The 24,622-nt window shown below is 57.9% G+C and carries 19 protein-coding genes and 1 riboswitch; of the genes, 4 read left to right on the top strand and 15 right to left on the bottom strand.

The annotated features are described in order from the left end of the window. From M9Q49_RS20975 to M9Q49_RS20935, 9 genes are all read right to left on the bottom strand, one after another. Window positions 1–1,221 (bottom strand): response regulator, encoded by a 1,221-nt coding sequence (locus M9Q49_RS20975; RefSeq protein WP_254510790.1) that lies wholly within the window; start codon window positions 1,219–1,221, stop codon window positions 1–3. A gap of 219 nt (window positions 1,222–1,440) precedes the next feature. Beyond that, window positions 1,441–3,192: a type II and III secretion system protein family protein gene (locus tag M9Q49_RS20970; RefSeq protein ID WP_254510789.1), complete on the bottom strand. Its 1,752-nt coding sequence runs from the start codon at window positions 3,190–3,192 to the stop codon at window positions 1,441–1,443. A gap of 90 nt (window positions 3,193–3,282) precedes the next feature. After that, window positions 3,283–4,359, bottom strand: a complete 1,077-nt coding sequence (cpaB, locus tag M9Q49_RS20965) for a Flp pilus assembly protein CpaB (RefSeq protein WP_254510788.1) — start codon at window positions 4,357–4,359, stop codon at window positions 3,283–3,285. A gap of 116 nt (window positions 4,360–4,475) precedes the next feature. Then, window positions 4,476–4,940, bottom strand: a complete 465-nt coding sequence (locus tag M9Q49_RS20960) for a TadE/TadG family type IV pilus assembly protein (protein WP_254510787.1) — start codon at window positions 4,938–4,940, stop codon at window positions 4,476–4,478. A gap of 90 nt (window positions 4,941–5,030) precedes the next feature. Further along, a complete protein-coding gene (locus M9Q49_RS20955; protein WP_254510786.1) occupies window positions 5,031–5,600 on the bottom strand; it encodes an A24 family peptidase in 570 nt (189 codons plus the stop codon). A gap of 337 nt (window positions 5,601–5,937) precedes the next feature. Continuing rightward, entirely contained in the window at window positions 5,938–6,117 is a 180-nt protein-coding gene (locus tag M9Q49_RS20950; protein WP_254510785.1) for a Flp family type IVb pilin, read from the bottom strand. A 97-nt stretch (window positions 6,118–6,214) separates the two neighbouring features. After that, window positions 6,215–6,400 (bottom strand): Flp family type IVb pilin, encoded by a 186-nt coding sequence (locus tag M9Q49_RS20945; protein WP_254510784.1) that lies wholly within the window; start codon window positions 6,398–6,400, stop codon window positions 6,215–6,217. Between the two features lie 240 nt (window positions 6,401–6,640). Further along, entirely contained in the window at window positions 6,641–6,844 is a 204-nt protein-coding gene (locus M9Q49_RS20940) for a Flp family type IVb pilin (RefSeq protein WP_254510783.1), read from the bottom strand. 341 nt (window positions 6,845–7,185) lie between these two features. Then, window positions 7,186–7,374, bottom strand: a complete 189-nt coding sequence (locus M9Q49_RS20935; protein WP_254510782.1) for a Flp family type IVb pilin — start codon at window positions 7,372–7,374, stop codon at window positions 7,186–7,188. 261 nt (window positions 7,375–7,635) lie between these two features. Further along, window positions 7,636–7,798: riboswitch (cyclic di-GMP riboswitch) on the bottom strand. A 1,259-nt stretch (window positions 7,799–9,057) separates the two neighbouring features. Between M9Q49_RS20935 and M9Q49_RS20930 the strand changes: the two genes are divergently transcribed. From M9Q49_RS20930 to kaiC, 3 genes are read left to right on the top strand one after another with little or no spacing between them, the layout of a single operon-like run. Continuing rightward, window positions 9,058–10,590: an ATP-binding protein gene (locus tag M9Q49_RS20930; RefSeq protein WP_254510781.1), complete on the top strand. Its 1,533-nt coding sequence runs from the start codon at window positions 9,058–9,060 to the stop codon at window positions 10,588–10,590. A gap of 27 nt (window positions 10,591–10,617) precedes the next feature. Then, window positions 10,618–10,938, top strand: a complete 321-nt coding sequence (locus M9Q49_RS20925) for a circadian clock KaiB family protein (RefSeq protein WP_254510780.1) — start codon at window positions 10,618–10,620, stop codon at window positions 10,936–10,938. Between the two features lie 48 nt (window positions 10,939–10,986). After that, on the top strand, window positions 10,987–12,492 hold the full coding sequence (kaiC, locus tag M9Q49_RS20920) for a circadian clock protein KaiC (RefSeq protein WP_254510779.1): 1,506 nt from the start codon (window positions 10,987–10,989) through the stop codon (window positions 12,490–12,492). Window positions 12,493–12,522: 30 nt separating this feature from the next. On the opposite strand, the gene M9Q49_RS20915 is transcribed toward kaiC, so the two are convergent. The 3 genes from M9Q49_RS20915 to M9Q49_RS20905 all read right to left on the bottom strand — a co-directional run bounded on the left by M9Q49_RS20915 (window position 12,523) and on the right by M9Q49_RS20905 (window position 18,065). Beyond that, window positions 12,523–12,891, bottom strand: a complete 369-nt coding sequence (locus tag M9Q49_RS20915; RefSeq protein ID WP_254510778.1) for a hypothetical protein — start codon at window positions 12,889–12,891, stop codon at window positions 12,523–12,525. Between the two features lie 94 nt (window positions 12,892–12,985). Continuing rightward, window positions 12,986–17,404 carry a protein kinase domain-containing protein gene (locus M9Q49_RS20910; RefSeq protein ID WP_254510777.1) on the bottom strand — a complete coding sequence of 1,473 codons (4,419 nt, stop codon included), beginning with the start codon at window positions 17,402–17,404 and terminating at the stop codon, window positions 12,986–12,988. Window positions 17,405–17,507: 103 nt separating this feature from the next. Further along, a complete protein-coding gene (locus tag M9Q49_RS20905; RefSeq protein WP_254510776.1) occupies window positions 17,508–18,065 on the bottom strand; it encodes an ECF-type sigma factor in 558 nt (185 codons plus the stop codon). A gap of 336 nt (window positions 18,066–18,401) precedes the next feature. On the opposite strand from M9Q49_RS20905, the gene M9Q49_RS20900 reads away from it, so the two are divergent. Then, a complete protein-coding gene (locus tag M9Q49_RS20900) occupies window positions 18,402–19,286 on the top strand; it encodes a transporter (protein WP_254510775.1) in 885 nt (294 codons plus the stop codon). Window positions 19,287–19,296: 10 nt separating this feature from the next. On the opposite strand, the gene M9Q49_RS20895 is transcribed toward M9Q49_RS20900, so the two are convergent. From M9Q49_RS20895 to M9Q49_RS20885, 3 genes are all read right to left on the bottom strand, one after another. Next, window positions 19,297–19,860 carry a TetR/AcrR family transcriptional regulator gene (locus tag M9Q49_RS20895; protein ID WP_254510774.1) on the bottom strand — a complete coding sequence of 188 codons (564 nt, stop codon included), beginning with the start codon at window positions 19,858–19,860 and terminating at the stop codon, window positions 19,297–19,299. An 18-nt stretch (window positions 19,861–19,878) separates the two neighbouring features. Further along, entirely contained in the window at window positions 19,879–23,067 is a 3,189-nt protein-coding gene (locus M9Q49_RS20890) for an efflux RND transporter permease subunit (RefSeq protein WP_254510773.1), read from the bottom strand. Between the two features lie 86 nt (window positions 23,068–23,153). Then, window positions 23,154–24,509, bottom strand: coding sequence for an efflux RND transporter periplasmic adaptor subunit (locus M9Q49_RS20885; RefSeq protein WP_254510772.1), 1,356 nt, complete (start codon window positions 24,507–24,509; stop codon window positions 23,154–23,156). Between the last annotated feature and the right edge of the window lie 113 nt (window positions 24,510–24,622).

Here is a 24,622-nt window from a genome sequence, read left to right as displayed (position 1 = left end):
CTACTTACCCTTGAGGAAGCCCAGCCAGCTGCCGGCCTTCTTGGCTCCGGCGCCAGCCGCGGCGGCGTCGGGTTCTTTGGCCTTTTCGTCACTCTTGCTGAGAGCGTCAGCCAAGGTGATGAAGGCCTGCGTGATGGCAGCTTTCGGCGCCTGTTCGATCAACGGCACGCCGTTGTTGCGAACTTCGACCATCGTGCGATAGTCGTTTGGCAGCTGCCAAAAGATTTCTCGGCCCATGGTTTCTTGGGCCTTCTTCAAGCTGATTTCGCCACTGCCGAGACCGACGCGGTTGACGACGATCTTGACCTTGTCCTTCAAACCGTCCGTTTCGCCGAACGACATCATCAGTCGAACGACGTTGCGAAGGCAAGGGAGGTCGAGCTGCGTGATCAGCAGAATATCTTTGGCACTCTTGAGCGCGACGAAGTCGAGTTCGCTATAGCTCTTCGACAGGTCGATGATCAGGTGCGTGAATGTCGCCTTGAGCAGACCCAGCACGCGCGTCAAATCGTCGGGCGTTACGTGCGAGGAATCTTGCAGCTGCACCGGGCGCGGCAGCAGATACAACCCTGAAGCGTGCTTGGTGAGCGACCGCTTGAGGAGCGAGAAGTCGAGCCGCGAAATATTTTGCGCGACGTCGACGAGTGTGTAATCGGGAATGGCGTCGAGGAACACATCGGCATCGCCGAGGGCCATGTCGAGATCGACGAGCACCACTTGGTTGCGCGGTTCAGCGGCCAGAACACAGGCCAGATTGACCGCCGCCGAGGTCGTGCCGACGCCGCCGGTAGCTCCAGCCACAGCGATGACCTGGCAGCTACGAGTGCCGCCGCTGCCGCCGCCGAATTTTTGAACGCTAATGCGATCGACGGCGCCAACTAGATCTTCCACACCGACTGGGGCGGTGAGAAATTCTTTGGCACCGGCGCGAACGGCTCGCAGAATCACCTGGCCGTCATTCGAAGCGCTGACGACGAGGATCGCACACTCCGACGAAGTGTCGCGGAGCGTTTCGACGAGCTTCAGACCCTTTTCGGGATTGCTGTCGATGCAGACGATGCCGATGTCGGGCTTGGTCTGGCTGACCACGTCGGCGAAGAATTCATACCGCGAGCATTCGGCTTCCAGCCAAACGATATCGAGGCCCAGCAGCATATTCTTCAGCGCGGTGCGCGAAGAATCGCTGGGATCGACAATCGCGATGCGGAGCACGTTGCTCATTCTGCGGGATCAACCTTAATCCGTGGTTTCGAGGCTACTTGCACAGCGCGGCGGGGCTGACGTAATTCGTCTGCCTCTACCGGGCCCTGTTAGTAAATAGGTCGAAATCTCAGAGCGTGCTCTGCAGCGGCGGTGAGATTTTCACATCGTGTTGAATTACGTCGACACGCGCGCCGTTAGAACCGGCACGCGTGTCGCTTGATCATTTCAACTGTCGCATTACTTCAGTTCGTCATAACCGAGCGGTCCGATAAGGGCCGGAGGTGTGGGACGAGCCTGTTGTGACGGACGGGCAGGTTGAGTCGATTGTTGCGAGCTGCCGGCATAGTACGAGAAGTTGCCATTGCCAGCGGGCTGTTGTTGCTGCGGCTGCGAGTATTGCGGAGCCGAGCTTTGCAGAGCAGTGCGAACACCCGAGCCAGTCGCCACCGTCTTGGCTGGCGTGCCGCCGCCATAGGCCGGTTGTGACGATTGGATAATCGGAGCGTAATTCTGCTGCTGCTGCGGTTGTTGTTGATATTGCGGCTGCTGTTGAACTGGGGCTTGGCGGCGAGCTTGTGTGCCAGCCGGAGCCAGATCGTCACGATAGAACGGAGCGATGTTGCCGGTCGTATTGCAGTTGTCGCACTTCTTAGGAACTTCCAGGTAACTCTTGTAGTACAGCTCGGTGTCGGTCGGGCTGGTGGTCTGCTGACCAGGGCCGCAAGCCGGCACTTCGTTGGGTTCCATGGCTTCGGCGAATTCAGGCGTGACCATGATCACGAGTTCGACTTCGTTCTGACGTTCCGTATTGCGACGGAAAGGAGCACCGAAGTACGGCAGATCGGCCAACCATGGAACACCACGACTTTGCGATTCGGTTCGTTGATAAATCAAACCAGCGACCGCCAGTGTTTGACCGGCCCGCATTTCGACGCCCACATCGGCGCGGCGTTGGCGGAAGCCAGGGATGCTTGTGCCGTTGAGCGTCACCGACAAGCTGTTATCGAGCTCGGTGATTTGCGGCCGAACCTCGAGGCGGACCATGCCGTTGCCCAGCACGATCGGCACGAAGTCGACTTGCGTGCCGAACTCGCGATATTGAATGGTTACGGTACCCAGGCTTTGCGGTACCAGAATCGGCACTTCACCACCGACGTTGAAGCTCGCCGGCCGGCCGTTCAAAGTGGTCAGGGTCGGTTCCGCGACGAGCTTGGCCAGGTCGTTCTGGCGTAGAGCTTCGAGGAAGCCGTAGAACTGGTTGTTGCCGTCGACGATGCCGAAGCGGACCGTCGAAGGACCACCGTTCACCACGCCCACGCCGTTGAGCAAACCGCTCACGCCTTGCGAGATGAACGATTGGCCGTTGAGCTCGGCCCAGTCGAAGCCGAGCGTGCGGAGCTTGGTGCGACTAACTTCCATCACCTTGACGTGCAGCAGCACTTTTTGCACGCCGCCGACGGTCAGGTTATTCACGATCTGCGGGAAGTAGTCCTGCGCGATCCGCGTGATCTGCGGCACCATTTCGGCCTTCGGCACGAAACCGGTGACGAACAGGCTGCTGTTGAGCGGACGGAGGCGGATGTTCGCTTCGGGAAACTCGGTCTTAAGAATCAGATCGAGTTCTTGCACGTCGCCGAGGATGACGAGATCGATCGACGTAACTTTCCCCTTGTCGTCCCAGACGTTGACTTGCGTCACGCCAGCCTTAACGGCCGACAGCTGCACGCTGCGCGGTGAGATGGGAATCACGCGGACCAGGTCCGGGTTATTCACCAGCATCTTGGGGACGTCGAATTCGAACTCGAGAATACGGCTGGTATTCACCGTCATCTCGAGCCGCTCGGCGGCACCTTGGACCTTAAACTTCACGCCGGGAGCGGCGAGAGGTTCTTGTGCATGGAGGGAGGGGGGCGCTACGAGGATCGCACCCGCGGCCAATACCGCGCCGGCAATAAGGGCATGTACTGCCCGGAGCCATGACTTTGCCATCCGTGTGCTTCCTTGCGAATCTGTTGCGAAAGGGGTCCGTTCCGTGGTACTCGCGTTCATAGTCCTGCCGTCATGACAGGCCTAAGCCGTTTAGCGAGCGTTTTCTGTCATCCAACCAGCGCGTCGTTCCTGCAAGTAGCCAGGACGATGGTTCACACCTGCACCCGCGGCGGGAGCGGCGGCAGGCGATGAACTAGGACCGGCCGAACCGGTCGAGAACAAAGTGCTTTCTTGCGGCATGCCATTACGGTCCTGCCACTCGTACTGTTTGACTTCACTGTTCGTGTAGATGTGCATCTTATAGCCGCTGTTCGGCTGGGCTTCGACAGCTGGCGGCTTCATGGTCTTGAGGCCATCGATCACCTTGCCGAAGATATCAGTCAAGCTCGAACCAGCAGGAGCGGCCGGTGCCGGAGCGGGCTGCGGAGCAGTTGGTGCAGGTTGTTCTTCACCCGAGGCGATCGCATTACCTTTGAGAATGTCCGGCAGCGAGGTCACGCCCGGAGCATCTTCATCGATCGGTTCGTTCGGATTGCGAAGCGTAAAGCTCAGCTTGCCGATCTGCACGGCGCCGGCCAGGTGGCGAACTTGTTCGGGAGTGACCAGCAGCGAGATGGTGCGGAACTGCGACTCGGCGGCCTTGGGATCAACTTCTTTGTCGATCTTGGCGCCGACCGAGAACACCCGCACGGCTTGCATGATGGTGTAAGTGCCGGGCTCGGAAATTTCCTCGCTCCGTTTCACATACAGGCTGATGTCGATGCGATCGCCTGGAGCGATGCCACGCATCACGCTTTCTTCATCCACCTTGACGGTGAAGACGCGGAAGCCCGGCGGCACTTGCAGCGCCACGCCGTGCTTGCTGTCGGTGATCTTATCCGCCAGGATCGGTTCACCCTTGATGAACCGTTGGCGAGCGAATTTGTCTTTGACTTCGTCCAGCGAGCGAATGGCCCCTTCGGGCATCTTCATCTTCGGCCACGGCTCGAGCTTGACGTTGTTCGCGCTGAAACCGGCATTGATATCGATGTCGGTGAGCGTGACCAGGATGGGTTCCATCTCGATCTGAGCGCCGGCTTTTGCCTGGCCGTTCATCACCTGGCTAATGCCAATCGACGCAACCAGGCCGCAGCCCAGGGCAATGAAAATCAAGACTAGCGATTTCATCCGCATCGATCGTTTCCTGCCACGTTGAAGGGCGTTGTGCGCCCGCGTTAGATCATCCTTGGTGCAATCTGTCCGGCCCTACGTGGCCGGAATCCAAACCCACAAATCCTCGTTCGTTACTGCACAGTTTCGCGACGCATGGTAGTCGCTGCAGTCATGCTCTTTCCTCCAAGATACATTGGCGATGGCAGCCAGCTGACTTGATTGAAAGGAACCGTTACCGTAACTGTGACAGGATCGCCAAATTCAGCACTGCTAGGCGGATCCGGACTAACCGTTACGTTGCTCGTGGTGATCGTGATGTTGCCCGCGGCCATCGCGTTGATGGTCGTGGTCTTCACCCCGGCGGTCGTCGATCCGTCGAGCACCGCTGCCCGGCATCCTTCCCGTGCGGAATTGACAATGATCTGCTGGACCATCACCATCCGGCCGTATTCGACCATGCCGAATACGAGCAGAAAGAAAACCGGCGCAACGACGGCGAACTCTACGGCCGCTGCCCCCCGTCGTTGTTTTCGGAATAATCCGCAGGGTTTAACAAATCGAGCGGCCCAACGTGACAAAGTTTGCGCGGTAAGCATAGTCAGCCCTTTCATCAAAGTTTCTCTGTCTTTCCTGTCCAGCCACTCACTCGCTCACCGCGGGGGATTCTCTGCGTAATCGCAGCGAACCTAGATCAGCAGGCCGGCCCACAGGAAGTAGACGATCGTGCCGATCGCCATCGGAATACCGTAGGGCAGCAGCAGCATCGAAGGCTTGCGTTTGGCCGCAATCGCAGCTAGCTGCTCGGGGTTTTTGACCACCGTGATCTCATTGAGAATCATCCAGAACTGATCCTGGTGTTTCTTCCAAGCGTTCTTGGCCAGCACCATGCACACCGCGAGCACCGCTCCGATGACAGCAGTGAAAGCAAAGGCATACAACGTGTGCGTGCCGTAAACCCAGGCGCCCAGGCCGGCCAGCAACTTCACGTCGCCAGCACCCATGCCGCCGATGGCGTAAGCGGGCAGGAGGAGCAGCAGGCCGATCGCTGTGCCGGCCAGGCTCCAATACAGCCCTTCCCAGCCAAAGGCCGCGACGCTGTAGATCCAGCCGCTGGCGATGAAGGGGAACGTGACCCAGTTGGGCACCTTCAGCTCAAAGCCGTCGATCACCGCGGCCAGAATCATGACCACCGTGACCAGCCAAATTTCCCAGTGCATGGCGATGACGTCACCCAGCGCCGAAATTGTATCGAGCATCGTACAAATCTCCGAAAGCAAGTCCGCTGTTTGAGGGCGTGTCGCTGACGCTTACTCAAACCTTGAAATCAAAAACTATCTGCAAGTCTGGTTGCAGATTTCAGATGGCAGATTGCAGATTGAGAAGCAGGCCTGTTGGCCCTTGTCTTTCAAGCTGCAATTTGCGATCTGCAATCTGCGATTCTTCCTACCACCGGCAGGCCAGCAGCCAGCTCAGGAGAGCGGCTGCGGCTGTGAAAACGTAGCACAACATTTCCCAACTGCCGATTAAAACCTCAGCAGGAATTACGGGATACATAGGTGTGACTTCTGTCTTAGGTAACGAAACAAATCTGAATTAAGATCCAGCGCCGAGCTTGCCCTTGACCGAGTTAAAGGTCGCGTTGGCATTGGTGCCGATCGCTTGAATGGCCGTCAGACAGACGATCACGATCAGCGCCAACATCACGGCATATTCGACGGCCGTCGGGCCGTCTTCAGCCTGCAAAAACGAATGAATCTTCCGGAACATCTTCATGGCAGTACCTGGTTTCGCGTTATCCGATGGAGTGTGAATGCCCCACGTGCGGGCCACTGGCAGCAGGTTTCGCCAGTGGCCTGGTCGTCGCATCAGATTACGAACCGCCGGTCGTGCCGAGCTTCGAAGCAACCGAGTTGAACGTCACGTTGGCGTTCGTACCGATGGCTTGAATGGCCGTGAGGCAGACGATGACGATGAGGGCCAACATCACGGCGTATTCCACCGCGGTCGGGCCATCTTCAGACTTCAAAAACGTCTTCACTTGATTGAACAACTTCATGACTAGATCCTCTGTATTCGATGAGTGATTTTTGCTTTGCGAGCCGCGGCGAGAAGCGACTAATCCAGCGGGGGAACACTTCGTTCCCTTACCAAAGACTAGGTCAGGAATTTGTCGCTGTTTGGAAAAAACATTCAGGAAACCGCAGCCAGGTGCCGCAAGCTGGTGATTGGTTGTCGCAATTCAAGGGTGGGTCGAGCAGAGCTTCTCGCCCACCCCGCGACAAAACCGTCAGAATCCTTACGACCCGCCCGTCGAGCCGAGCTGAGACGCGATCGAGTTGAACGTCACGTTGGCGTTTGTGCCGATGGCCTGGATCGCGGTCAGACAGACCACGACGATCAGCGCGAGCATCACGGCGTATTCCACCGCGGTCGGGCCGTCTTCAGACTTCAAAAAACGAACGAGTTTGGTCGACAGAGATTCCGAGACAAAGAACTTCATGGCTGAATCCTTCAAGCAAAGACGATGGCAAAACGACAACGCTTTGAGGGAAAACAACCAGAGGCAGGAATTTTCAAGCAGGCAGCGGCGAATCGCCGGGCACTGTCACTCCCTGGCAAAAAAGAGAAGGGCTTCGGTCGCACGCGTCTTCGCGGGACGCGTTGTGAGGTTTGCGGCTGAAGTCCGGTGCGGACGGTGAAGCGCAGACCACGCACTTGAGCAAGCGCGCGAAAAAGAACCCTCTCGTTGCCAACCGGAGGAAGGCAACGAGAGGGTCCCGATGTCAAACGGCCGACGGCCAGCAAGTCATGCCGAAGCAGACTCGCTGGCGTGGTTCGCGATTACGAACCGCCAGTCGAGCCGAGCTTCGAAGCGACCGAGTTAAAGGTCACGTTCGCGTTCGTGCCGATCGCCTGAATGGCGGTCAAGCAGACGATCACGATCAAAGCCAGCATCACGGCGTATTCCACCGCGGTCGGGCCATCTTCAGAGACGAGAAAACGTTGCACTTTCAGAGCGAGATTCTTCATTGTTTTTCTTTCTCCGGTTCGGCGGTCCTGCGTTGTTGCTGCGAATACGCAGAATTCTCAGGAGCCAGTCCGACACCAAAACGGTTCAAATGAGCCTCACCCGGTGCTGCGGCGCGCCCCGAAGAACGCGCCGCCGGCCTGCCTTGCACCGAGTTTTGACTCAAAATCCAACACGAGAAAGCTCGCCTCGCCATCGTCATCGAATTGCCAGGAAAGAAGCACCGAGCAGGGAATTTAACCCCACTCAGCACAGTTCATCCGTTCGGCAGCCAGGCTTCCGGGAACCGCAACCACCACTGCCGCACACCGCCACCGCACCACCGCCGAAACGGAATGCGAAGAGCGAAGAACAGACAACAGCGACCACGACCCACGGCCCACGGCTTTGCGCCCCGGCCTTACGACCGGTTTGCCCTTTCGGGGATGTGAGGCGGCAGGCCAACAGCAGCAGCTGCCGGAACTCCAGCCGACGAGAGCGAACTCACGCCGGAGCGGAATTGAGGCAAACCACCACCGAGCCGAGAGTTAGCGGCCCGCGAAGACCACTAACTCCCTGCACACTTGAAACCTATGTCAGGTTCTTCCGGTGTCAAATTGTCTGCTTGAGAGAATCTTGGGGAATTAGCCAATATTTTCTAATGACGAATTGCGGAGTGGCTCAGGTTGTCGCGAAGGATCCGGATCTAACGAGCATTGCGCGCATCCAACGGTCAAACATTCCGTAGGTTCCTTTTGCACCGCGCTCGAAGCGCCGAAACTTTCCGTCCGAAACGATCGCACGCGCAGAAAAATAAGCGGCCGCTCCAATATTAGCAGGCTTGCACCTAACGGACTTTTGCTTTGCAAACCTTGCTAGCAACCTGAGTTGCAGCGGCGCAACGTGGCTTGCGGACGGTCAGCACGATCTTGCCGGATGTCGAGCGACTTCCTCGGAGTAGGGCAAAAACCGGTTTTCTTCGGCTGCGAATTGAGACCGGAAAACGCGGCGTTTTTTGCGGCTTGGCAGCACTTCATCACCCGCGTTTGTGCGTTCGCGGCACAGCGGTTGCCTAAGGGATGTTCACCAAAACGCTAACTGGGCGATGCCGAGCTAACTCCTGCAAGTGAAACAACTTGCCGTTGGGAGAGGTGAGGCATTCGTGGGCGTTTGGGCCGTATTTTTTCTCTCGATGTGAACGGAGGAGATAGTCGAGCATGGACCTCATGCACGCAGTCAGGTCTGCAACAAGTGAGGTCCGTTATGGGGCCGACTACGAACTCCTAGTTCTTTGAGAGTTGTAACAGCGTCCGATCAAAGCGGAGGCAGTTCGCAAACTTTCAAAGAGCGAAATCGAGCGGCCTCCTACTCTCGCAGTTTGGAGGCCGCTCTCGTTTCTTGCGGCGCGGAATGCGCCGAGCCGCTGCGACAAGTTGGCTGCTGCCATCTCTCAGTAACTCAACGATTGCTGTTGTTTGAGCTACCGGGCGCTTGCAATGGCTGTGTGGCGTGCTAAAACGGCGGCACACGCGTCATCATGTCGCGTCAACGTAGCTGCCGAGAAGGTCGCGGAACAGTTGACGATTGGAGCCCCATCCATCGTCAATCTGCTTTGATCCGTTCCGAATCGACGCTCGGCATGTCCATGCTCGTTGACAGCGGCTTCGTCGTAGGGATCAGTACGTCTTGACTGTGAATGGGGCCGCATGAACCAAGAGAACAGTACGTTTGCTGCGCATGCTCACCGGCTCGCAGGCAGTGACGACGTTTCGGCAAAGCACTGCTTTGAGGCAATCATCGCCGACGCAGATGAAGGTGTGCTAGTTTTGTACCCGAGTGGCGTCATTGGCTATTCCAATCCCGCGGCTGAATTTCTCCTGGGGCATGGTCACCGAGAACTCGTGGGCGAGATGTTTGGCTCGCCGCTCAAGCCAGGCGAGTTTCCGACGTCGATCAACGTCATCTCGCGCGACAACCAGTTACGGCTCGTAGAGCTCCGCATCGAGCCGCTGGCAACCGAGCCCGCCGGCACACTGGTGCTGCGGCTGCGCGATATTACCACTCACGAGCGTCATCTTTCCGAAGCACGAGATGAAGTGCGGCGGCGCGATGAGTTCCTGGCGATGTTGTCGCACGAGCTGCGCAATCCGCTGGCCGCCATTCAGAACGCGGCTCAGCTATTGACCTTCGATGATCTGACAACTTCGGCTCGCCGCGATGCGGGATCGGTGTTGGAACGGCAGTTCAAACACCTGACTCGTATTCTCGACGATCTCCTCGACATCTCGCGCATTACGCGCGGCAAACTCGTCCTGCTCCAACAGCGAGTTGATCTGGTGCAAGTCTTGCGCGACGCCGTCGAAGCGATTCTGCCGACGGTGTCGAAACGCGACCATGTCTTGGAAATCGATATTCCGCGGCATGATCTCTGGGTCTGGGGCGATGCAACTCGCTTGGAACAAACGTTTGTCAATTTGCTCACCAACGCAGCAAAGTTCACTGCCAATGCCGGCGAACTGAAACTCCAAGCCGTCGCTCAGCGCGACAAAATCGAAGTTCGCGTTCAAGACAACGGCCCCGGAATTCCAGCCGAGCTGATGTCGACGATTTTCGAGCCGTTTGTGCAAATGGAACAGACGCTCGATCGCAGCGAAGGAGGTATGGGGATCGGCTTGATGCTCGCGCGCACCTTTGTCGAGTTGCACCAAGGCACTATTGAAGTGCGCGCGAATGAAGGTTCCACCGGCGTGACCTTTATCGTGACATTGCCATTACTGCCGAACGATCGTCAGGAACCGGCCGATCATGGAGCTGACAAGGCGGAAGAAGATCCCCTGAGCATCGCCTTGGTCGAAGACAGCGAAGATGGTCGCCGAATGTTGGCCCTGTTGCTCAAATCGGAAGGGCATCGAGTGTTGGAAGCGGCCACGGGCAGCGCGGGGCTCGACTTGATCCTGCGTGAACAACCGCAGATTGCCTTCATCGATATCGGCTTGCCGGAAATGAATGGCTATGAAGTCGCTCGGCAAATTCAAAAGCTGTGCGGCAGCGACAAGTGCCGCCTGATCGCGATTACTGGCTACGGCACCGAAAGCGACGCGCAAACGGCACGCGACGCTGGTTTTTACGGACATCTGGTTAAGCCCGTCGAGTTTCCGCGGTTGCGCGAGCTCCTCGGCAAGTTCCAGCAAGAAATGCATGCGCAGCGCGCGACGGATGAGTCCACGACACAGTCGTAGGGATCCGCACCAAAGGGATTTTGATTCATGGAGCAATACAAATTCACACTCTATGTCGCCGGCGGCGCCGGCCTTGCCGCGCGTGCGCTGGCCAATTTCGATCGCTTCATTCGCCAACGGATTCCCGGCGGATGCGAGTTAACCATCGTGGACATCGTGAAAGAACCGCGGCGCGCTCGCGAACAGCGCATCGTGGCCACTCCCATGCTCGTCCGCGAGAGTCCATCACCGGTTCTGAAAATCCTCGGTGACTTGTCCGAAGAGCAGAAGGTTATTTCTCAACTGGGACTCTTGAACCTCGACGGCCAGGCGGATGGTCAAGCCGACGGCCGATCGCCCATCGGATAGTTCGTCCGGTCATGAAAGTTGAATTCGCTTATGAGTATTGGAGTAAGCATGAACGATCTGTTAGTCGTCGAACCCCTCAGGCGAATCCCCACCGGCATTCGTGGCTTCGAACACATTAGTTTGGGCGGTCTGGTCGAAGGGAGAACAACACTGCTGGTCGGCACCTCCGGCTCCGGCAAAACGTTGTTCGCCACGGAACTGCTCTACCGAGCCATCACCGAGTTCAAGCAAAGCGCCGTCTTCGTCACCTTCGAAGAGAAACCCGCGGACATCATTCGCAACGTCAAACAGCTGAAGTGGAATCTCTCGGAACTTGTGCGAAGTAATCAGCTCGTCATTCTCGATGCTTCGATGGACCGCACCATTGTCGAAGAAGCCGGCAGCTACGATCTCTCGGGCATCATCACGCAAATTGCCGACGCGGTGAAAGAAGTCGGCGCAAAGATTGTCATTCTCGATTCGCTCGGAGCCTTGTTCTATCAGTTCGAAAATCCGGGCATCCTGCGCCGCGAAATCCTGCGCATGACCGATCAGCTGCAAGAGATGGGCGTGACGTCGCTCATGACCGCCGAACGGCTCGAAGAGTATGGGCCGATTACCCGGTTCGGCATCGAGGAGTTCGTCTCAGACTGCGTAATCGTGTTGCGACATCAGCTGCTCGACGAGAAAGTCCGCCGCACCCTGCAAATCTACAAACTGCGCGGCGATCGCCATCATAAGGACGAATTTCCGTTCACCATCGAATCGCAGGGCTTCTGCATTCTCCCTCTTTCCGCGGCGGAACTAACGCAGTCTTCTTCAGCCGAGCGCATCAGCTTCGGCAGTCCCAAGCTCGACGAGATGGCCGGCGGCGGCTTGTTCCAGGACTCCGTGATTTTGATCAGTGGTCCCACCGGCAGCGGCAAAACGCTAATGGGTACCACCTTTGCCGCCGAGGCCTGCAGCCGAGGCGAACGAGTGCTGCTCCTCGGTTATGAGGAGTCGCGGCCGCAGTTGATGCGCAACGCCCTTTCTTGGGGCATGGATTTTCAAGAATGGGAACGCAAAGGCCTGCTCAAGATTGTTTGCCAGTATCCCGAAGCGCAAGGGCTCGAAGGACATCTATTCTCGATCGAGCGCGAGATCGAGCAGTTTCGTCCTGCTCGCATGGTTCTCGATAGCATCTCGGCGCTCGAACGCGTCGGCAATGTCAGGAACTTTCGTGAGTTCGTGATCGGCTTGACCGGCTTTGTGAAGCAGCATCAAATCTGCAGCCTGTTCACCAGTTCGTCGCCGAGTCTCTCGGGCGGCGATTCGATCACCGATGCGCACATCTCGACCATTACCGACGCCATTGTCTTGTTGCGGTATGTCGAGAAGGCCGGCGCGCTGAGTCGCGGCGTGATCATTATCAAGATGCGCGGCTCGCAGCACGACAAGCAATTTCACGAGTTCAGCATCACCGACAAGGGATTGGTCATCGGCCAACCCTTTGTGCACGTGCCGACAGCGCTCCTGGGAATTGCCTCCTCAGGTTCCGTTTTCTCGCGCGATACCGACAACGATCGCGAATAGCAACTGCTCGCGAGAGACCGATGAGTGCGTCTACTCCGCTTTCGGCCGCTTGACCTTGCAGTCGTCGAAGATCGTCCACGATGCGGCAACTTCCGGGGCTGGGTGTTCCTCGCCCCCTTCTTCGATTTCCTTTTGTCGCGCCGTGGCTTTTCTCAAGCCGGCCGCAATGGCCTTTTCGAGGGCTGCATTTTTGGCGAGCTCTTTGCCCTGCGGGTGCTTGGCAATCTCATTGCGAATGTAAAAAGCCTGTCCGGTGGCGCGGTTATATTCGACGCGGGCCTTCTTCACGACATCCGACAGCCAATTGGGTGGCGCATCTTTTTCGTCGGCTGCGTGCAGACAAGACGCAGTGACCAGTGAGAGGAGTCCCCAAGCAATCAACAGCAGGCCACGGTTCATCTGCGAGTTCTCGAAAAAGGTGATCGACAAGTTCGGGCTATTGTGGCCGGTTCCAGGGGGCTGTCAATGTTCTTGAATCAGCGAGTGCATGTGCTTATTTCATCGAATCCCGTTCCATCCAAAACTCGGCTGCCGTTTGCGCGGGACGGATGGCAGGCTTGGTTTCTTCACGAAAACTGATTCGTTCGAGCTTGGGAAGCTTGCGGAGGAATTCAAAGTCCTTGGCTTTGGGCGGCAAGGTGATTGCCGTGAGCTCTTCGCATTCCGCCAGGGGCGAGAGATCGGTGAGCTCCTTACAGCCGCTCAGCCAGAGCGATTTTAAAGGGAGTCCGCGCAGCGGTGATAAGTCCTTGACTTTGGCGCCGCGCAGGCTGAGGAGTTCGAGTTTCAGATCTTTGAGCGGAGACAAGTCGGTGACTGGGGTGTTCTTCAAGTCGAGTGATTTCAGCGGCAGGCCTTTGAGCGGAGTGAGGTCGGTGATCGGAGTTGCCCCGAGGCTGAGATCGCTGATCGGCTGACCGCTGAGGGGTTTGAGGTCGGTCAGCTGGGCGTTGTCGAGGATGAGTTGCCACGTGCCGTCCGGGAACTGTTTGCTGCCGCGCAAGAAGCCTTGATCGCGGAGCGGGTGGAGCCAGGCTTGGGTGTCGTACTCTTTCCAGAATTGCTGAGCAGTCGTGGCCGGTTTATAGCCGTTGGCGGGATCCTCCGTGAAGGCAATTCGCGCGAGGTTCGGACGAGTACGCAGGAATTCAAATTTGCCAGCTCTGGGTGGGAGCGACAGATCGACGAGCTCTTTCATTTGTTCCAGTGGCGACATGTCGGTCAATCCCTGACAACCGGTCAGACGAAGACGCGTAAGCGGCGAGCCGACGAGCGGTGATAGGTCGGTAATCTTCGTTCCGTTCAGCGCCAGGTCACGGAGCGGCATGTCGCGCAGCGGTTCCAGGTCGGTGAGCTGGCTGTAGACGATCTCGAGGTATTGCAAAGGCATGCCGCGGAGCGGTGATACGTCAGCGACCTTCGTCCGGTTCAGATACAGATTTTTCAGCGGCATGTCGCGCAGCGGCGACAGATCGTCGACCTGTGAACCGCTCAACCATAGGGCGGTACAGGGCATCCCTTGCAACGGGCTGAGATCTTTCAGCGGCGTGTCGCGAGCATACAGGACCTTGAGCTTTTGGCCCTTCAGCGGCGACAGGTCGGTGACCTTCGTGTTGTCGATTCCCAGGCTGTTCAGCGGCGCGTCCTTGAAGATCGATAGATCTGTCAGCGGCTGATTCGCTACGTCGATATTCCAGGTCCCATCAGGATGCCAGCGCAACGAGTTGATCTTTACGCCGGATTTGCGCACCTGGCCGAGCCAACTCTCCTCGCCATAGAGTTTCCAGAATTCCGCGGTCGTGGTCTTCGGTGAATGATCGCCACCGAACTCATAGCCGATGCGAGTGAGCTTGGGATGCGATTGCAACAAGTCGAAATTCACCGCGTTGGGCGGGAGCATGAGCAATTCCAGCGAAGCGATCTTCGCCAGCGGCGCCACATCGCTGGCGTTGACGCAGAACTGCACACAGAGTTCCCGTAGCGGCAGTTCGGCCAGTGGCGAGAAATCGGTAACCTTAAGACCGCCCATTTCGAGGTTCTTGAGCGGCATGCCGCGGAGCGGGCTTAGATCGGCAAAATCTCCAACAATGAACAGCGTTTCGAGCGGCATCCCGGCCAGCGGTGAGAGGTCGTTCACCAATTCGCTGACGATGTGCAACTGTTCGATGGGCGCTCCCTTGAACATCGCCAGATCGGTCAGCCCGCTATCTTTGATCCCCACGTAATACTTGCCGGAAGGTAACTTGGCGCAGGTGAATTGAATCCCCGCTTTGCGCAGCGGCAGGATGAAACTTTTCTCGCGCTCCCAGTCCTTCCAAAATTCCTCTTTCGGGCCAATCTCGTTGAGCGTGCTTTGGGCAGTGATATTGGCTGCGAGTCGCTTCAAATTGGGATGCTGCTGCAGTTGGCCGATGGCTTCGTAGTCCTCGATCGGCAGGTTGCGATACTCGATGGGCAGGAGCAAGTTCTCCAGCGTCTTGATCTCCTGCAGCACCCGATAATTGCGCGCGTCGGCACACATCCACAGCGCCAGCGTTTTCAAATTCTTCAAGCCACGGAAGACGGTGAGATCGCTAATGCGATTGCGCTGCAATTTGCAATGTTCCAGTTGCGACAGCTGAGCGACGGGAGCGAAATCGACAATGCCTGTGAACGACAGATCGAGATCGTTGATCGGCAGCCCCACGAGTGGCGTTAGATCCGTCACGCGCGAAGCGTGCAAGTCCAGCGTTTCCAGTGGCATGCCGCGCAGCGGCGACAGGTCGCTGATCGCGCAGTTCTTCATATACAACGTATTGAGCTGCATGTCGGCGAGATCGGCGAGGCTGGTGACTTTGGTTTGAGAGATGCCCAGTTTTTTCAGCGTCCGCATCTCGCGCAGCGGACTCAGGTCGGCCACGCTCGTGTTGTTGATGTTCAGCTCTTCGAGCTCCATGCCACGGAGTGGGCTGATGTCGCTCAGCTTTCCTTGGAACTGCGATTCAGACAAGTCGAGCAATCCCAGTGGCGCACCGGCCAGCGCAGAAATATCGGTCAGCTGCGTTTCTCGCAGATCGAGCGCCAATCTGCCGTCGGCCAATGCCTTGATCCGATTGCGCAACGGACGCTCGCCAGCGACGGGCAAGTTTTCGAGTTTTTTGAGCCAATACTCGACTAGCAGATTCTGTTCATTATCCAGGAGGCGCGCGACGGGCATGAGTTCTGCGGCGGAGCGCTTTTGCCTTTGCATGAGCGCGCGAAGTTTCGCCAGGCTTTCGTTAGTGAGTTTCCCTTCGGCGGTCGGTTTGGCGGCGAGAAGTTCGTCGCAGATTTTGATCGACTCTTGAGCGCGCGTTGATTTGGGATCGAGTCGTAGCGCAGCGCGATAAACATCGGCAGCGGCGGCGAGTTGCAACTGGCTTTGCAACAGATCGCCTTTGGTGATGAGGTAGTCCGCCAGATCGGGACGCAACTTGATGGCGTAGTCGATTTTGGCAACTGCTTCGCTGAACTTTTCCTGCGCCGTCAGGGCGCGCGCTTGCTCGGCAAAGGCGGGTGCTGTTTCGCGCAGTTCGTTCAAGGCGGCGACTGCTCGCCGTTCGGCGATCGTCGCCCGCGTGGCCTGCCACAGGCTAAGGGCGATCCCCAAGATCAGCGAAGCCGCGACGGCTCCCACAGTGGCGACGGCGAGCTTGTTCCGCTGGCAGATTTTCTGCAAGCGATACAAGTTGCTCGGGGGCCGGGCAGTAATCGGCTCGTGTTGCAAGTGCCGGAGGATATCGGCGGCCAGATCGCCCGCGGTCGCGTACCGCCGCGATCGGTTCTTTTCCAACGCCTTGAGGACGATCCAATCGAGGTCGCCGCGGAGAATCCTGGCGAGTTGAACCGAGTCGAGGCAACGCCGGGCGGCAATTTCGGCGCTGGAAACTTTGTCCTGGAAGCGGCTGCTGGGCTTCGGCGTTTCTTGTTCGCGGATCAGCTTGAGCATTTCCTCGACGGCGGCCTGCTTCATCGTGGCCCGCGACAGCGGCGTGGAACCCGTGAGGAGTTCGTACAGAATCACGCCGAGGGAATAGATGTCGGCGCGGGTATCGACATCGAGCGCTTCGAACGTGGCTTGCTCGGGGGCCATGTAGGTGGGAGTGCCCATCACATTGCCAAACAGCGTAAGCATCGCCCCTTCGGCGAGCGGTAAACCCGACGTGGCCTTTGCCAAGCCGAAGTCGATCACTTTCGGAACCGGTCGGCCATCCTGTGTTTCCACGAGAATGTTCGTCGGCTTCAAGTCGCGGTGGATGATCCCTTTCTGATGGGCGTGCTGAACTGCCGAACAAATCTGCAGAAACAACTGCAGCCGCTCAGCGACCGAAAGTTTGTGCTGATCGCAGTAATCCGTGAGCGGGAGTCCCTTCACGAGCTCCATCACGAAAAATGGCTGACCTTTGTCGGTCGAGCCCGCATCGAACAATCGCGCGATGTGAGGATGATCCATCACCGCAATCGCCTGGCGTTCGGCGTCGAAGCGGGCGAGCACTCCCTTCGAATCCATGCCGGCCTTGATCACCTTGACGGCGACTTCGCGCTTGACCGGCTCGGTTTGTTGCGCTCGATAGACCGAGCCCATGCCACCTTCGCCGATGAGGTTGAGCAACTGGTATCTGCCAGCGATGACAAGGTCGATCGGTTCGACTGGGCGCGCAATGTTGCGAGTCACTTCGGAATTGGGAGTGAACTCTGCCGTCGCTTGCACGGCTGCCGCGAGCGGAACTTCGAGAAAGCTTCCCGCATCGGCAGCGGCGCGCAGCAGCGCCAGCACGCGCTGCCGCACTTCTGGATGACCCGCACAGGCCGAATTTAGATACGCCTCGCGATCGGCGGGCGATTCTATCTCCATCGCCCGATCAAAAATCGCTTTGACGTTGGGTGCAGACATGTTGTGACCCCGAGATAGGGGCTCCTCTATCAATGCGAGAATTCTGGACCCGTTGTGTCATGGCCAGCCGGGAATTCTGCGAATTCGCAGTAAAAACCTCGAATTAGGGAGAAGGCCCCAGTTCTTGATATAGCCACGCCTTGGCGTAGGACCAGTGGCGATTGGCAGTGCTCACCGAGATTTTGGTGGCGGCTGCCGCTTGTTCGATCGTCAGTCCAGCGAAGTAGCGCAATTCGACGATGGCTGCCACCTCGGGCTCGTCCACCGCCAGCCGGGTGAGGGCTTCGTCGAGCGCCACCAGATGCTCGGTTGTGTTCGCAATCGGTTCTGCGCTCTCGAACTCCACCCGCACCAAGCCGCCACCATGCTTTTCGGCCTGCTTTCGCCGCACTGCTTCCACCAGAATGCGGCGCATGGCCTCAGCGGCGGCAGCGAAGAAATGCCCTCGATTGTCCCAGCGATTCTCGTCGCTATCTCCCACAAGTCGCAAATAGGCTTCGTGCACGAGGGCCGTCGCGTTCAACGTATGGTCTGACCGTTCCTGCGCCATCTTGGCGCTGGCCAGCTTCCGCAGTTCGTCATAGACAAGCGGAAGCAAACCGGCAGCGGCTTTGCGATCGGCAGCCGAAGCGGCGAGTAATCGCCGGACGTCATCGGACATAGAACGCAACACTCCGGGCAGGAGGGGGTGTGATTGGGACTTCGCTGGCTGTTTGCGGCTGACTGTTTGCCTGGGACTAACGATTATCCTTCAACAGTCCCAGCCGGGCGAGTCGTTATGCAACGTCGGCGGTCTTTTTCACGTTAATTTCTTGCCAGCTAGGGCCTGTACATTCCGCGTGCGAACTATCCAGGCGAGTATTCTGCCTGGGTAAACCTTGCGTGTGCGGTACACAGCTGAAGCTTGGGTTTTCCGCCTTATCAGGGTATCAAGCTGCATTTGAAGTACCGATAAAACGGTATGAGCTTGCCGGCTGCGCGCTGGAATGGAGTCGTCATGCACGGATCGCTGCCTGCTTGGATCATCGCCATCTCGTCGCTGGCGATTTGCGTTCCAGTGGCTGCGCAGCAACCTTCCTCGCCGTCGCCGAATTTCGCCGCCGAAGCAAATCTGACTGGTGAAATGGAAGGCGAGCTGGAGGAGCCCGAGGAGGAAGAAGACGAGATCGAAACGGATCGCGATTCATTCACGCCAGCAACCACGGTGGTTGGTTGGCAGCGGCTGGTCGTCGAATCGGCGTATTCGTTCATCGACAATCGCCGCGTTCCGGAGACGCACAGCTTGCCCGAACTCGTCGTCCGCTACGGCGTTTCGGATTGGATCGAGTTCCGCTTCGGTACGAACTATGAAGTAGGTGGCGCCGGCAATCCCGTTTCCGGGAATATTCCCGATGATCTGGAACCTGGCAAAGGCCTCGAAGAGGAAGCCAACGTTTCGTACGGGATCAAGTTCGCGTTGACCGAGCAGATCGATTGGCAGCCGCGGACCGCACTGTTGCTGCAAGGTTTCACGCCGACAGCTGGCGAAGCCAATGACACACATTTCGTTGCGACATATGTCAGCGGTTGGGTGCTGAGCAACGGCTGGGCTTGGGACTCTGCGATTCGCTACAGCAGCGGCAGTTTCGAAGAAGATCATTTTAACGTTTGGGCGCCGTCCACCGTGCTCAAAGTTCCTCTCGGTGACCGTTGGAAAGCACACCTCGAATACTTCGGCGTGTTCAGCGAAGGCCGCGCGACGGAATCGACGCAGCATTTTATCAGCCCGGGCATTCATTACCTGATTACCCAAGATTGGGAGATCGGCATCCGCGTCGGTTGGGGCCTCAATGACCAAGCCCCCAATTTCTTTGCCAACGTCGGCGGCGGGTATCGGTTCTAAACAGCAAAACTCAACGCCTGGTCATCTGCTCGAGACGCGCCACAATTCGCTGAAATAGCTCGGGCGAGTCCTCAAAGGCACCTTCCAGATCAGCCAGCCAAAGTCCGTCTGCCGCCAGGTGAATGATGGCCATATCGATGGGATCGGCGCCGCTCTCGGATTGTCTTCGCAACATTTCGCGAGTGGAATCGCGCCAGGCGGAACGCATGGCCGGCTCACCACGGGCTTCGATCGCTAAGATCGAACACAGCTTGTTCCGCGGTTCATCGCGGTTCATGGTCACGGCCTTTAGATAGGCCCGCGCGAATCGCCCTTCTGGAACGGGATCGGCCGCAGCCAATTCGGCCAGCCGTTGCCGAAACCGCTCATGCAGATCGAAAATCAAGCCATTGAGCAGATGCTGCTTGCTGGGAAAATGATGGAGCAAACCTCCCTTGCTGATGCCCGAGGCCTTGGCGACGGCGTCGAGCGTCAGGTTCACCAGGCCGTGCTCGAGAATCAAATTGCCCGCCACGGCCAGCAGTTGCTGGCGCGTTTCGGCAGGTTGCTTTTTGTGCTGCTTGATGGGGGCCATGGGCCGCACTTACCTTTGCTACTCGCTGGCAGTCACGTGCTGAGGAGTCGTGCTCACGATCTGACTTTCTGTTTCCAGCGGCCGATTTCGCCGTCGCAACCTTTCGCTGATCGATTGCATGAGGACATAAAACACGGGCACGAAAAAGACTGCGAGCAACGTTCCCGCGAGCATACCACCCAGCACTGCGGTTCCCAGCGAACGCCGACTCGCCGAGCCGGGGCCTTCGGCGATGACGAGCGGCACGATGCCCAAGATGAACGCGAACGACGTCATCAAGATCGGCCGAAACCGCAACCGAGCAGCTTCGGCAGCGGCTTCGAGAATGCTCTTGCCGTGCATGCGCAGGTCGCGGGCGAATTCGACGATCAAGATCGCGTTCTTACTCGCGAGCGCGATGATCAGCACGATGCCGATTTGGGTGTAGATATTGTTGTCCATGCCGCGCAGTGAGACGGCCGCCACCGTTCCCAACAAGGCCAACGGAACGACCAAAATCACGGCTGCCGGCAGGAACCAATCTTCGTACTGAGCAGCGAGCACCAGATAGACCATGAGCACTGCCATGCCGAACACAAAGATGGCCTGGCCGCTGACACGCTTTTCTTGAAACGACATGCCGCTCCATTCGTAGCCCATGCCGGCCGGAAGTTTCTTGCTCGCCATCTGTTCCATGATCGACATTGCTTGCCCCGAGCTGATTCCCTTGGCAGCTTCGCCATTGATGGTGACGCAGGGAAACATGTTGTAGCGCGGAATCATTTGCGGGCCGTTCGCCATCCGGATCTCGGTGAAGGCGGCCACCGGAATCATTTCGCCATCCTTATTCCGTACTTCAAGCAGACGAATGTCTTCGGCCCGCCGGCGAAACTTTTGATCTGCCTGCACTTGCACCTGCCAGGTGCGGCCGAACTTGTTGAAGTCGTTTACGTACGCGGATCCGAGCGAAGCTTGCAAGGTCGAAAAGACCGTCTGCAGCGGCACGCCGAGGCTCATCGCTTTTTCGCGATCGATGTCGAGGAACAACTGCGGCACACCCGCCCGGAACGATGTTTGGAGGTTCGTCAGCGAAGACTGCGAATTGCCGTCGCCGACCATTTCATCGGCGACTTGCTGTAGTTGTTCGAGACCCAGATTGGCGCGATCCTGCAGACGAAACTCAAAACCGCTCGTTTGTCCCAAGCCCGCGATAGCCGGCGGCGGAAAGGCAAACACCACGGCCTCGGGGATATTCGCGGTTGCCATGCCGACGTGCCCGAGAATCGCTCCGAGCGATTTCTTGGGATCTTTCAAGCGGTGTTCGTGCGGTTCAAAGGTCATAAAAATGGTGACGGCATTGGGAACCGTCGAACCGTCGAGCAGCGACATGCCACCGATAGTGAACCATTTTTCGACGCCCGGTGTTCCTCGCAAAACGACGTTGAGCTCCTCGATCAGTTCGGCAGTCCGCTCGAGCGAGGCGCCGTCGTCGAGGCGTCCTGCCATGATGGCGTAACCTTGATCTTCTACTGGCACGAAGCTCGTCGGGAGCTTTTGAAACCAATAACCCGTACCAGCCGCGAGGAGCACGAAGACGATCATCGCCAACGCGACGTGCTTCACCAGGCGCGACACAACACCGAAGTAAATCCGTTCGCACCAATCGTAAGCGTAGTTAAAACCCCGATAGATGAAGTTCTTCTTGGCCGGCGTCGGCTTGAGATACACCGCACACTGAGCAGGCTTGAGTGTGATGGCATTCAAGGCGCTGATCAACGCAGTCGCCGCGATCGTTAGCGCGAATTGCTGATAGAGCTTGCCGGTGATCCCTGCCATGAACATCGTCGGCACGAACACGGCCATGAGCACAAGCGTAATGCCGATGATCGGCCCGAGCACTTCGCTCATGGCTTTGATGGTGGCTTCGCGCGGCGGAAGCTTATTGCGATCGATATGGTGAACCGCGTTTTCGACAATCACGATGGCGTCATCGACGACAATGCCGATGGCGAGCACGAGGCCGAAGAGGGTGAGCATGTTGACCGAATAGCCCATCACGCCCATGGCTGCAAACGCACCGATGATGGTTACCGGCACGGTCGTCGCCGGAATGAGCACGGCCCGCCAGTCTTGCAAAAAGATGAGAATCACCACCAGCACGAGCACGCCGGCTTCGAACAGCGTCTTGTATACCTCGTGAATCGAGGCTTCGACGAAGGTGGTAGGGTTGAAAGGAATATCGACTTCCACACCTTCTGGCAGCGTCGGCCGAATGTCATCCATCTGCTTCATGACCGCGGTGGCCACCTGCAGCGAATTGGCGCCGGGCAACTGAAAGACGGCCACACCGGCTGCGGGGCGCCCACTCACTTCCATCCACGAAGCATAAGTTTGTGCGCCCAGTTCGACGCGCGCCACATCCTTCACGCGGATCATACGCGCACCCGAGGCGGCATCGGGTACCGAGCGAACAATGATGTCGCCAAATTGCTTGGGATCGCTGAAGCGACCTTGCGTCGAGACCGTGAACTGATTGTTCTGCTCGCTGGCCGCGGGACGCTGACCAACCTGACCGGCGGCGACTTGCACATTCTGCTGGGCAATGGCGGCAATCACGTCGTCGGTCGTCAGTTCGCGGGCTTTCAGTTTCCCCGGGTCGAGCCAGATCCGCATGCCGTAGCTACTGCTACCGAACACCTGCGTGCTGCCGACGCCGGGAACGCGACTCAAGGCGTCCTTGATCTGAATTTCGGCCAGGTTGCTGAGATACAACCCGTCATGTTCTCCACCGGGCGAAGTCAAACCAACAACCAAGATCATATTGGTCGATTGCTTTTGCGCGGTGACACCCAACCGCTGCACCTCGGTCGGCAACCGCGACAGTGCGGTCGCAACGCGATTTTGCACGAGCACCTGCGACTGATCGAGATCGGTGCCGACCTCGAAGGTGATCGTCATCGTGTAAGTGCCGTTGTCGGAACAGACCGAGTTCATGTAGAGCATGTTCTCGACGCCGTTCACCGCCAGTTCCAGCGGCCCGGCCACGGTATCGGACAACACGCGCGAGTTTGCACCGGGGTAGTTGGCAACCACTTGCACCGTGGGTGGCGTCAATTGCGGATACTGCTCGACGGGCAAGCCGCGCAGCGTCACCACGCCCATGATCATCGTCACGATCGCAATCACGTTGGCAAAAATCGGATGCGAGATGAAGAAGCGGTAAATCATGGGAAGAGCTCAATGAGGCAAACTGCGATAGGAAGAACTGAGCGTGCGGTCGCCGCATCGTTGCAAGAACAACGGGCGGCGACTTGTTAGGAACCGGCCGAAGCGTGCTTGGCATGCTCGGGCGGTGCTTGATTTTGGGCGGCCCGTTTCTCTTCCGTGCGGGTTTCAAGCCACTTTGTGGTCACCTTCATTTCGGGGCGAACTTTGAGAAGTCCGTCGGCAACAATCTGATCCTCGGCGTCGATCGCGCCGCGAATCACTCGCTTCCCCTCCACCAAGTCGCCGGCCGTGACTGAGCGGCGTTCGATCTTCTGCTCAAGGTTGACCACATAGACATAAGTGCCGGCCTGGTCGTAGCCCAGCGAACGTTCGGGAACGAGAACTGCCCCCTCAACCACTTCGGCGGGAATGCGAAGGCGAACGAACATGCCGGGAGTGATGACGCCAGCATTTTTAAAGATGCCGCGGATCTGCACGGTGCCGGTGCCCTGGTGAACGCTCGGGGCAATGTAGTCGACCACGCCCGCGAGCGGCGCCGCTTTCGACTCATCGACTCCGACCGTTACTGGAATGCTGCTCTCAGCGCCGGGAGTGCTGCTACGAGTTCTCAAGCGAATCAGATCTGCCTGATTAATCGAGGCATAGGCATAGATCGGGTCGACTTGCACAATTCGAGAAAGAACCGTGGAAGCATCCATCGCGATGTAGTTGCCCACATCGACGGCCCGGCGATCAATCAAGCCGCTGAAGGGAGCTTTGATTCGACAGTAATCCAAATCGATTTCCGCCGAACGCTCCTCGGACACGGCCAGAGCCAGTGCGGCTTCAGCGACCAAAATATCCGACTCGAATGACGTTTCGGCTTGATCTTGTTCCGCTCGTGCCGCGACCACTTGCGCCGATGCTTTTTGCAAGGCCGCTTCGGTCTGATCGTACTCTGCCTGCGACGTTGCCTTGCGGTCGACCAAAGCGGTCATACGTCGGTGTGACGTCTGTGCAAACTCGAGTTCAGCTTTCGCCAAGTCGAGATTGGCTTTGGCGATCTCGCGTGACTTCGACTGTTTGGCACGTTGCAACCTCGCCGAGACCTCGCTCTTTTTGGCGCGAGCATATTGCAACTTGACGCTGAACGGCTCTTCGTCAATGACGAACAGCAACTGGTCGGCCTTGACGAGATCGCCGTCCTCGAACTTGATTTCTTTGATGTAACCCGAGACTCGCGACCGCACTTCGACCAACTCCGACGCTTGCGCGGTGCCTGTTTGTTCGATGTAGCTGGTGACGTTCTGAAAGGTCGGATGCGTTATCAGCACCTCGGGCGGAGGCGGCGGCTGAAATGAATTGGGGGGCGCACAACCAACGATCGTCGCCACAAGCAACTGAGCTGCGAACCACAACCAAGCGCGATTCGTGAGGCAAGTCAGAACTGGAATGGACTGCACGGTTGAGTTTCCGGAAACGAAGAATGCGAAGCCCGGCGACGGGCCGGTTGACGCAAGTACGCCATCATACCGTCCGGACGGTTTGATTGACAATGAGTTTTGCGCTAAATGCG

The organism is Anatilimnocola floriformis (genome assembly GCF_024256385.1).
Classification (GTDB): Bacteria; Planctomycetota; Planctomycetia; order Pirellulales; family Pirellulaceae; genus Anatilimnocola; species Anatilimnocola floriformis.
The sequence above is the reverse complement of the archived record's forward strand: the minus strand, read 5'-3'. Positions and strand labels throughout refer to the sequence as shown.

Bases quoted from the DNA above. Each gene is read 5' to 3' on its own strand.
- M9Q49_RS20975 (WP_254510790.1), bottom strand. From the start codon at position 1,221: ATGAGCAACGTGCTCCGCATCGCGATTGTCGATCCCAGCGATTCTTCG.
- M9Q49_RS20970 (WP_254510789.1), bottom strand. From the start codon at position 3,192: ATGGCAAAGTCATGGCTCCGGGCAGTACATGCCCTTATTGCCGGCGCG.
- cpaB (WP_254510788.1), bottom strand. From the start codon at position 4,359: ATGAAATCGCTAGTCTTGATTTTCATTGCCCTGGGCTGCGGCCTGGTT.
- M9Q49_RS20960 (WP_254510787.1), bottom strand. From the start codon at position 4,940: ATGCTTACCGCGCAAACTTTGTCACGTTGGGCCGCTCGATTTGTTAAA.
- M9Q49_RS20955 (WP_254510786.1), bottom strand. From the start codon at position 5,600: ATGCTCGATACAATTTCGGCGCTGGGTGACGTCATCGCCATGCACTGG.
- M9Q49_RS20950 (WP_254510785.1), bottom strand. From the start codon at position 6,117: ATGAAGATGTTCCGGAAGATTCATTCGTTTTTGCAGGCTGAAGACGGC.
- M9Q49_RS20945 (WP_254510784.1), bottom strand. From the start codon at position 6,400: ATGAAGTTGTTCAATCAAGTGAAGACGTTTTTGAAGTCTGAAGATGGC.
- M9Q49_RS20940 (WP_254510783.1), bottom strand. From the start codon at position 6,844: ATGAAGTTCTTTGTCTCGGAATCTCTGTCGACCAAACTCGTTCGTTTT.
- M9Q49_RS20935 (WP_254510782.1), bottom strand. From the start codon at position 7,374: ATGAAGAATCTCGCTCTGAAAGTGCAACGTTTTCTCGTCTCTGAAGAT.
- M9Q49_RS20930 (WP_254510781.1), top strand. From the start codon at position 9,058: ATGAACCAAGAGAACAGTACGTTTGCTGCGCATGCTCACCGGCTCGCA.
- M9Q49_RS20925 (WP_254510780.1), top strand. From the start codon at position 10,618: ATGGAGCAATACAAATTCACACTCTATGTCGCCGGCGGCGCCGGCCTT.
- kaiC (WP_254510779.1), top strand. From the start codon at position 10,987: ATGAACGATCTGTTAGTCGTCGAACCCCTCAGGCGAATCCCCACCGGC.
- M9Q49_RS20915 (WP_254510778.1), bottom strand. From the start codon at position 12,891: ATGAACCGTGGCCTGCTGTTGATTGCTTGGGGACTCCTCTCACTGGTC.
- M9Q49_RS20910 (WP_254510777.1), bottom strand. From the start codon at position 17,404: ATGTCTGCACCCAACGTCAAAGCGATTTTTGATCGGGCGATGGAGATA.
- M9Q49_RS20905 (WP_254510776.1), bottom strand. From the start codon at position 18,065: ATGTCCGATGACGTCCGGCGATTACTCGCCGCTTCGGCTGCCGATCGC.
- M9Q49_RS20900 (WP_254510775.1), top strand. From the start codon at position 18,402: ATGCACGGATCGCTGCCTGCTTGGATCATCGCCATCTCGTCGCTGGCG.
- M9Q49_RS20895 (WP_254510774.1), bottom strand. From the start codon at position 19,860: ATGGCCCCCATCAAGCAGCACAAAAAGCAACCTGCCGAAACGCGCCAG.
- M9Q49_RS20890 (WP_254510773.1), bottom strand. From the start codon at position 23,067: ATGATTTACCGCTTCTTCATCTCGCATCCGATTTTTGCCAACGTGATT.